The sequence below is a fragment of the Tenacibaculum finnmarkense genome (assembly GCF_900239185.1).
Taxonomy (GTDB): domain Bacteria; phylum Bacteroidota; class Bacteroidia; order Flavobacteriales; family Flavobacteriaceae; genus Polaribacter; species Polaribacter finnmarkensis.
On record NZ_OENA01000056.1, the window covers coordinates 1 to 8,793 of the forward strand.

The 8,793-nt window shown below is 29.5% G+C and carries 8 protein-coding genes and 1 pseudogene; all 9 read left to right on the plus strand.

Features of this window, described 5'->3' with window-relative positions; translation table 11 throughout:
• Positions 1-111 precede the first annotated feature (111 nt).
• Positions 112-657, plus strand: coding sequence for a hypothetical protein (locus AQ1689_RS07825; RefSeq protein WP_145993666.1), 546 nt, complete (start codon positions 112-114; stop codon positions 655-657).
• 676 nt (positions 658-1,333) lie between these two features.
• Positions 1,334-2,278, plus strand: coding sequence for a group II intron reverse transcriptase/maturase (gene ltrA, locus AQ1689_RS07830; RefSeq protein WP_232122615.1), 945 nt, complete (start codon positions 1,334-1,336; stop codon positions 2,276-2,278).
• Entirely contained in the window at positions 2,259-2,594 is a 336-nt protein-coding gene (locus AQ1689_RS13295) for a group II intron maturase-specific domain-containing protein (RefSeq protein ID WP_232122614.1), read from the plus strand. The genes ltrA and AQ1689_RS13295 overlap by 20 nt, the downstream gene beginning before the upstream one ends.
• A gap of 125 nt (positions 2,595-2,719) precedes the next feature.
• The gene (locus AQ1689_RS07835) at positions 2,720-4,060 is read left to right on the plus strand and encodes a hypothetical protein (protein WP_101955723.1); all 1,341 of its coding nucleotides are present in this window, start codon (positions 2,720-2,722) and stop codon (positions 4,058-4,060) included.
• Complete coding sequence (locus AQ1689_RS07840; RefSeq protein WP_101915654.1) at positions 4,035-4,607, plus strand: hypothetical protein; 573 nt, start codon at positions 4,035-4,037, stop codon at positions 4,605-4,607. Before AQ1689_RS07835 ends, AQ1689_RS07840 begins: the two co-directional genes overlap by 26 nt.
• A 751-nt stretch (positions 4,608-5,358) precedes the next feature.
• On the plus strand, positions 5,359-5,679 hold the full coding sequence (locus AQ1689_RS07845; protein ID WP_101915653.1) for a type II toxin-antitoxin system RelE/ParE family toxin: 321 nt from the start codon (positions 5,359-5,361) through the stop codon (positions 5,677-5,679).
• 11 nt (positions 5,680-5,690) lie between these two features.
• Complete coding sequence (locus AQ1689_RS07850; RefSeq protein ID WP_101955724.1) at positions 5,691-6,785, plus strand: HigA family addiction module antitoxin; 1,095 nt, start codon at positions 5,691-5,693, stop codon at positions 6,783-6,785.
• Between the two features lie 523 nt (positions 6,786-7,308).
• Positions 7,309-8,203: pseudogene (locus tag AQ1689_RS07855) on the plus strand (IS1595 family transposase).
• A 127-nt stretch (positions 8,204-8,330) separates the two neighbouring features.
• Positions 8,331-8,793: Panacea domain-containing protein (locus AQ1689_RS07860; RefSeq protein ID WP_180947557.1), on the plus strand; the 463-nt coding region annotated here is incomplete at its 3' end.

Below are 8,793 nucleotides of genomic sequence, written 5' to 3' on the forward strand. Positions count from 1 at the left end.
TATCGAATATAAATCGTATCGAAGAAATAAAAAAAATCTGGAATTATTAACCTTATAAATTCAAAAAAAAGGTCAACCTATTTCAGGACAATACACTCAACCAAAAAAATAATGATAGAAAGTATAATATTTATGATTTTATCCTTTATCGGAATAATCGGATTTATTATTTCGATAATAATATTATTAATTGGACTAATTAAAAAATCAAGAAAACTGAAAATGACTGGAATGGTTTTCTTAATGATTCCTGTTTTTTGTTACGGAATAATTCAACTTTGGTATAAAGTTGTAATTCCAAATTCTAATGATAATATATCTAAAGATTTTGTTGGAATTTATTCAACTCATAAAATAAAATCAACGAAATTCTTGAAAAGAAACGGATTGTATGACAAAGAACGATTTCTAACTTTAAAAGCAAATGGAATGTATGAATTTGATACTATTCCTGGAGTTCGTTTATGGAAAAAAGGAAGATGGGAATCAGGAGGAATGGATGGAGAATTTAATTTTTATGATGAGAATGAAAATTTCATTGAAAGAGGTTCTCCTTCAGGAAGTGGAAATAATTGCGGAATATCGTTTGGTTTTAATCCAACAAAAAAAAATGAAGATAATTTAAGAATATTATTAAAAAAGACCGACTTGAAATAAAGCCAGTGCCTAACACCGTGTAAAATTAATTGCTGGTTTTAGCCAATTTACGAAAGTCCAAACGGACTTTCTTGGTTCGTGTTTTATTTACTAACTTTATTGCTTAAAACACGCAACTAATCTTAGTGTGCCAAGAATCAACCATGGCAATAAAAGGTTGAATGCTATAAGTAAGATGATGGTAGATCCATCAGAGTCGTTGTATAGGCGATGGCTCTAAACCACCTAAAGGTGCTTTGATTAATAGTCTTGGTACTGAGCGTTTAGGAGAATCTAATCCAAGAGGTTAGCAGGTACGATTAAAGGAGTTGAACGCAAGTGAACCACTGAAGAGGTGTCGAGAAGTAGGAACCTCCAGTCAAAAGCTACGAAGTATGATACGGAGTTAAAAGTGATAGTAGCAATACTATTAATTACAGAAATCACCTATTTATTTACTGTAAGACTGGCGTCATTCAGGTGGCAAGAACTTTAATTAGGCTTATTTATGGAACTTGGGAAGCTGCATGCAAATGATAAGGGAAATGTACAATAGGCACAACCTAGAGGCAGAATACCGATAGTGTATGTAGTGGCAGACTAAGCCGTAGTAGTGCTGAAGTTTCTGTAATGGAAATGGAGCGAAGGGCTTAGGTTGTACAGTTGCATTTTATTTATCAACTCAATAATTAAGAGGATGAATTTATGGAGTGAAACAAAATCAATACCGATAAGTCGTCAAATGGTTTGGCAGGCTTATCAGAAAGTGCGTTCCAATAAAGGAAGTGCAGGTGTAGATGCTATAGAGATGCAAGAATTTGACGCAAATCGAAGTAAATACCTGTACAAATTATGGAATCGTATGGCATCAGGAAGTTATTTCCCTCCGCCTGTTAAAGAAGTAGAAATTTCCAAAAAGGATGGAAGCATTCGTAAATTAGGAATTCCTACAATAAGCGACAGAGTTGGGCAAATGGTGGTTAAAATGTTCATTGAACCAAGGTTCGAAAAAATCTTCAATCTAAATTCTTACGGTTACCGTCCAGCTAAAAATGCGCATCAAGCATTACAAAGCGTACGAGAAAATTGTTGGAAACAAGATTGGGTGATAGACCTCGATATAAAAGGATTCTTTGATAATATTGACCATAACAAATTGATGTTAGCTGTAAAGAAACATGTACCCGAAAATTGGGTGCGATTTTACATTAAGCGATGGTTGGAAGCACCCGTTTTTACAACATCTGGAGAATTACGTCAAAAGCAAGGGAAGGGAACTCCCCAAGGCGGAGTAATTAGCCCATTATTAGCTAATTTATTTCTACATTATGCTTTTGATAAGTGGTTAGAAAACACAGATAAAAATGTACCATTTACACGTTATGCCGATGATGTAATAGTACATTGTAGAAGTAAAGCTCAAGCAGAACAAATATTACAAATGATACAGCAAAGGATGGTATCTGTAAATTTGGAATTACATCCAAAAAAGACAAAAATTGTCTATTGCAGAGACTATCGTAGAAAAGGAAATTATCCTAAAGTAAAATTTGATTTCTTAGGATATTCTTTTCAACCTAGAACAGCATTATCAAAGAAAAAGAAAACCCTGTTTTTAGGCTATGATTGTGCCATTAGTTAGTTCAAGAAAACGAATTGCAGACAAACTTGAAAAACTAAATGTAGGAAAGTTGACTTTTAAAAGCATTGTAGGGGTTGCTCAATACTTAAATCCAATGATAAGAGGATGGGTACGCTACTATGGTAAATTTAAAATGTATGAACTGACTAAAGTTTTTAGGTTGTTAAGTCAGCGATTAGTTTGGTGGGCAAGGATAAGGTATAAGCGTTACAAAACCAGTATTAGAAAAGGCTATAAATGGTTAGAAACTGTTAGGAAACAATATCCTAGCTTATTTTACCATTGGCAATTTTCTCAGATTAATGTAATTGCTTAGATTTGTATAACAAGAGCCGTATGATGGGAGACTATCAAGTACGGTTCTGTGAGAGGCTTAGGGTGAAACTCCCTTTGCCTACTCGATTATAAACCCGTTCTAAACCATTTAAAAACAAAATTGAAATGAAAAAAACAACATTAAAAGCTACAGTAAGTTTTCCAGGAGCAGAATCCAAAAGTGCAAGTTTAGATATAATTTGGGATGAGTTTTTACCAATAGTTAAGTTAAAAGAACCCTCAAAACATAAAGTTGAAGGTGAGGAATTAATAGAAACAGATGATAAAGTAACTTTATCCGAACAATTGGATAAAGATAAATCAACCTTTAAAATTTGGCAATTAACTACTGAAAAAAGAAAACTGAAATTATCATTTACTATTAAAAAAGGAAATTCTGATAGTAAGGATGATGATGGTTTAATTGACTTAAAGATTTCTGTTAAAGATGAGGATATAAAAATCATAAACAAGGAACAGATAAAAGGGAAATATGATACAGACATAGAAGTTGAAATTGAAATAAATGGAGAAGAAAGCAAAGAGTTTTATTTAGATTTTTTTGCACGTGACGATATGGATGATGAATGGAATATTGGAGAATATATCAATGTACATTGCGGAAGGATCAAAATAGTAAAATCAAATTTTTGTTTTTGTAAAAAAGAGTTAAAAGAAACTGATTTAAAAAAAATAATCTCTGAATTAAGAAAACAAGATGGTGTTCAAAAAGAACAAGAATATGCTCCTAATGGACTAGATCCTATATACATAATAGGTGATGGAACTAAATTAGTACAAAAAGGAAAAAACATATTTTACACTTTAGATAATATAAAATATAAAGGAACTGAAAAACCAAAAAAGCATAAACCTCAAAAATCAAATTTCGACAAAACCGGGATATCTATTTTTCAATTAAATTATGATGAAAAAATAGATAAAAATGAAGCTACTCTTAAAAATTTCGCAAAAAAATTAAATTCTGCATTTGAAAAATATGAGATAAATACTTGTATTAGAAAAATACACTTTCTGGCTCAATGTAACCACGAATCTCAACAATTTCAAAGTAGTTTTGAACAAGATGCTGTAACCAATCCAAGTGGTGGAAAAGATTACATAGGTAGAGGTCTTATTCAAATTACTCATGACTATAATTACAAAAAATTATATGAGAATATAAAAGGAGGAAAACCTAACTCTAAAGAATTATTAAATTTTGCAAGCGAAATTGCTAAAAGCTTGAATTTATCAATTCAAGCTTCCGCATATTATTGGAGATATTTAGGTGTTCCTGTTGTAGGTAAAAATATTAATCTTCTTGCTAGTAAGGATGATGTTTTATTAGTTTCTAGGGCTATAAATGGTAATATTCAAACTCCAAATGGTTTACAAGAAAGAAAAAAATACACTAAAGAATTAAAAGAAATATTTCAATATGATAAATGTACTAAAAACAAGTAAACTACTATTATTAATAGTTGTTGTTGTTGTTTCTTGCAAAAATAAAAAAGAAACTACTACTATTAATAAATCTAAAACTTCAATAATACAACCTAAAAATATAGTTGAAATAAATAACAAAAAAGCCTTAAGAATTAACATTAAATTTGATTCTTTAGAAAAAAAAATAATTAAATATCAAGATATAAATTGGGATAATATTGCTTTAGATAGTCTTATGATTCTTGATATCAAGACTTCCTATAGAGGATTAAAAAGTATTAAAATTAAAAGGCCTGTATATAGAGGTGATTCCCCTTTTAGTTTCGAACTATTTAAAAACAAAAAAAATATAAATTTAATTATTCGAGAAGAAGGAAATACAGTCTTAATAGATTCTTTAATATTTCTCAAAGAGCATGATTCATATTTTATAAATGAAATATACAACATCCAACTTTCTCATATAAAATCTAGAACTTGTACTTCAAAAATAAAAATTAAGAATTCATATCTTATGGTATATGATAGTTCAGAAGAGATAAATTGTATTGAAGAAAAAAAATAAAACGTTTGCCAATAACTAAGCATATGACCTGCCGATAGGCCAAGGCTATATGCATTGTTGACTGATCCGATCTTCAGGATAAGGGGTAATTCGATAACTATTTTTGTGTTTCTTAAAAATCTGGTAGACTTCACTATTATTTTTTAGCCTATTTTTACATTTTATAGTAATTAAAGGCAACCTACAACCCTGTTTTTAAGCGTAATAATATTCTTTTTTTACTTTTAGGCATCAGTCGTCTGAGTAAATTGTGGGTGAATTTACTACTAAATGTATTTACTTATTTTACGCATCACTATCTGTCTATAATTTTCGGGAGGCCCTCGCCCATCGAAGGTTAAAAGTGTAATTAATGTTCCTTTTTTACAACTTGGGCAGACGTTTAATAATGATTTTTCACTGTCGATATAAACTCCTAAAACCTCTTTATCTCTATCTAATAATTGCAGTTGTATTGGGCTAAGTAAATTAATGGCCCTATTGTCTCTATTTTATCTTTATTTCATTTTAAAAGAGCTATAGAATATCTTAAAAACCTTATTTACAGGTTAAAACCACCAAAATATGAATTATTAAAAATGACTTATACTGTTCTATTTTCACAAAAATTAACACTATTTTTGATACTATCAAAAATAAATGACGGTTTTTAGACAGACTGACGTTAGGTATAATTCAAAACAAATAATTCACTAAAATAGTGAATTATAAATATTTTCGTATCTTTGCAGTATGAAAGTAATACTTAATTATGGAAATCAATTTCGAAAAAGATTATTTAAAAGAACTTTACGAAGAAGGTAAGGCAAAAAATAAAAAGTATCGCTTTCAGAAAGTAATAATTAGAAAATACAAGAACTCAATTGATAAATTGAGAGTTGCAGAAAAGATTGAAGACTTGTTCTTTTTAAAAAGCTTGAATTATGAAAAACTAAAAGGAGATAAAAAAGGGTTAGAATCAATTAGAGTTGACCAAAAATACCGAATAGAATTTATTTCTTCGGTTGAAGGAGAAGAACCAAATTGTATTACAATCTGCTCTATAGTAGAATTAAGTAATCATTACAAGTAAAACAAGAAATTATGGGAACGCACAGTGATATAACACCGTTTGAAGCTACTCACCCTGGAATTCTTATCAAGGATGAATTAGATTTAAGAGAAGATATTAATCAAAAGGATTTAGCGAAAGAAATGGGTGTAAAAGCTTCATTTTTGAATGAAATTATTAAAGGAAAAAGACCAATAACAGCTGATTTTGCGATTATACTTGAGAAAATACTTGAAATTCCAGCTAATTATTGGATGAAATTTCAAACTCAATACGAAATTGACAAAGCTAGAGTAAAAGAAAAGAACATTGAAAAAATAAAAAATATTGAAATTTGGGACATTATCAAAGAATATGTACCTATCAGATATTTTAAAAAACATAATTATTTATCAGAGACAATAAAAGAAGACATTAAATCGATCATGACTATTTATGGAGTTTCTTCAATTGACGGCTTGGTTAATTCGGCTGCAGAAAACAGATTCGCTTTTTATCGGAAATCTGAAAAACTCCAAATTGATGAAAAAAACATGTTAGCTTGGAGTTCTTTAGCTACATTTGAAGCTAATAATCAAGTAGTAAACACTTTTTATGAAGAAAACATAGAACAATTATGTATTCAGCTAAATCAAGTGTTTTTTAAAAATGAATTAACAATTGAAAATGCCAAAAGGATCTTAAATCAATATGGCATTAAATTCGTGACTGTTCCAAAACTTGAAAAAACACCTGTTGATGGATATTCTTTTTGGTCTAATGAAAATCCAAGTATCGCATTAACACTTAGACATAATCGAATTGATAATTTTGCGTTTACATTAATGCATGAAGTAGGTCACGTTGCTTTGCATCTATCTAAAAATAGAGAAACCGAATTCATAGATATATATAGAGAAAAAAGCGAAAATATAGCAGAAATTGAAGCCGATGAATTTGCACAAAAAAAATTAATTCCTGAAAAAATTTGGAATGAAATTATCGAAAAGCACCTTCCTATAAATGATGTCAAAATAATTAGATTAGGTAAAGAATTCGGAATAAATCCAGCAATTTTACTTGGGCGTGTTTGTTATGAAATAAATGACTACGCATACAAAACAAATATTGACAAAAAAATGAAGTAAAAAGTGGGTAACAAAACCTAAACGCAATAACTAAGCATATGGCCTGTCGATAAGCCAAGGCTATGTGCATTGTTGACTGATCCGATATTCTGGATAATGGGTAATTCGATAACTATTTTTAAGCTTATTTTTATAATTTTCGGGAGGCTCTCGCCCATCGAAGGTTAAAAGTGTAATTAATATTCTTTTTTTACTTTTAGGCATCAGTCGTCTGAGTAAATTGTGGGTGAATTTACTACTAACTGTATTTCTATATTTTATGATTTCTCTCACAGCTGTGCTAGAATTGTATTTTTATGAATTATCTATGTTTTATTGTTTACTAAATAAATAAAATAATACAGGTAATTAAAGTAATACAGTATTTTTTATCATAAAAACACGTTTTAAAGTTATTTTCACAAGTGTATGTTTATCTTTGTAAAGAATTTCATACGTAAATATGGCGGATAAATCAGTTATAAAATATTTTAGAGGTAAGTATATAAATACGTATATTTAAAGATACTAAACCCCTGTAATTATGGATATTTTTAAAGGACAAAAGCTTCTAGAGTTCTCAGATCGGTTCAAAACCGATGAAGATTGCAAAGAATATTTATCATTTATCAAAGCAAAAACAGCTTACAAATGTTTAAAATGTAATCATACTGCTTTTCAAAGACGTAAAAATTTATCTACTGAATGTAATATTTGTATACATATTGAGTCGCCAACAGCAAACACGCTTTTTCATAAGGTTAAATTTGGAGTACGAAAAGCTTTCTTTATCTGTTTTGAAATGTCGGCTAGCACCAAAGGATTATCGGCTAGTTATATGGCAGTCCGCTATGATATTACAGAAAAAACAGCACGTTTATTCATGTTAAAAGTACGTGAAGCAATGTCTTCTAGCGAGAACTTTCCAATGGATGGAGATGTGCATGTTGATGAATTTGTTTTAGGAGGTAGAGAAGAAAATAAAGTAGGTCGTAGTTATAAATAGTAAGAAAAAGAAGGCTATTACAGCGATACAACTGACTAAAGATGGTAAAGTGAAAAGAATGTATGCCATGAGAATAGAAAATTTCTCTGCACAATCATTACAATATATTTTCATAAAGCATATTAGTAAACAGGCAAAAGTAGTAACCGATAGGTGGAGAGGCTATAGACCTATAGCTAAATCCTATGATATTACACAGATAGAAAGCAATAAAGGTTTAAATTTTAAAGCACTACACACGATGATTCATCAAGTTAAATCGTGGATAAGAACTATTTTTTCTTGGGTGAGTGACTTTAATATTAATAGATATTTCAATGAGTTTTGTTATAGAATTAATAGATCACAATCCAAAGAAACAATATTTGACAACCTTATAAATAGGATGGTAAAAGCTGATATTATATATCAGGCTAAAATTATACGTAAATAACTACTGACCTCTATATAATTTTTTACCTGATAATTTTTCAGGATATAAAAAGCCTAATTTTGATAAATTACTTGAAATGGTCGTGTTTTTTACTGAAAAAATGCGAATACGAGTAACTCCTACGAAAATGAATAAATTATTATTTTATTCTGATTTTTTAAATTTTAAATTAACAGGTGTTTCAATAAGTGGAACACGTTATTTAGCACATACACACGGTCCAGTTCCTCAAAAATTTAGAACATTATTTGATTATCTTTCAGAAAATAAAATTGTAGATTTAGTTTCTGTTCAATATTCTGGTGGGTTTGTTGGTGAAGAATTTATTAATATTCCATCAAAAAAATTTAACAGCACTTTATTTGATAAATTTGAAATTGATATTTTAGCTGAAATTGCTTCAAAATTTGAAAATTACAATGCTACAGAAATAAGAGATTTAAGTCATCAAGAAAAAGCATGGATTGATAATGAAAAAAATAAAGGATTAATAGCAGGGCAAACTCATACTTTAATATTTAAGACTTTTAATAGATATGCTTCATTCCAACCAGCTTTAAGTCTTTTTCCAGCAATACCTTGTTTCTCTG

Bases quoted from the DNA above. Each gene is read 5' to 3' on its own strand.
- AQ1689_RS07825 (WP_145993666.1), top strand. From the start codon at position 112: ATGATAGAAAGTATAATATTTATGATTTTATCCTTTATCGGAATAATC.
- ltrA (WP_232122615.1), top strand. From the start codon at position 1,334: ATGAATTTATGGAGTGAAACAAAATCAATACCGATAAGTCGTCAAATG.
- AQ1689_RS13295 (WP_232122614.1), top strand. From the start codon at position 2,259: ATGATTGTGCCATTAGTTAGTTCAAGAAAACGAATTGCAGACAAACTT.
- AQ1689_RS07835 (WP_101955723.1), top strand. From the start codon at position 2,720: ATGAAAAAAACAACATTAAAAGCTACAGTAAGTTTTCCAGGAGCAGAA.
- AQ1689_RS07840 (WP_101915654.1), top strand. From the start codon at position 4,035: ATGATAAATGTACTAAAAACAAGTAAACTACTATTATTAATAGTTGTT.
- AQ1689_RS07845 (WP_101915653.1), top strand. From the start codon at position 5,359: ATGGAAATCAATTTCGAAAAAGATTATTTAAAAGAACTTTACGAAGAA.
- AQ1689_RS07850 (WP_101955724.1), top strand. From the start codon at position 5,691: ATGGGAACGCACAGTGATATAACACCGTTTGAAGCTACTCACCCTGGA.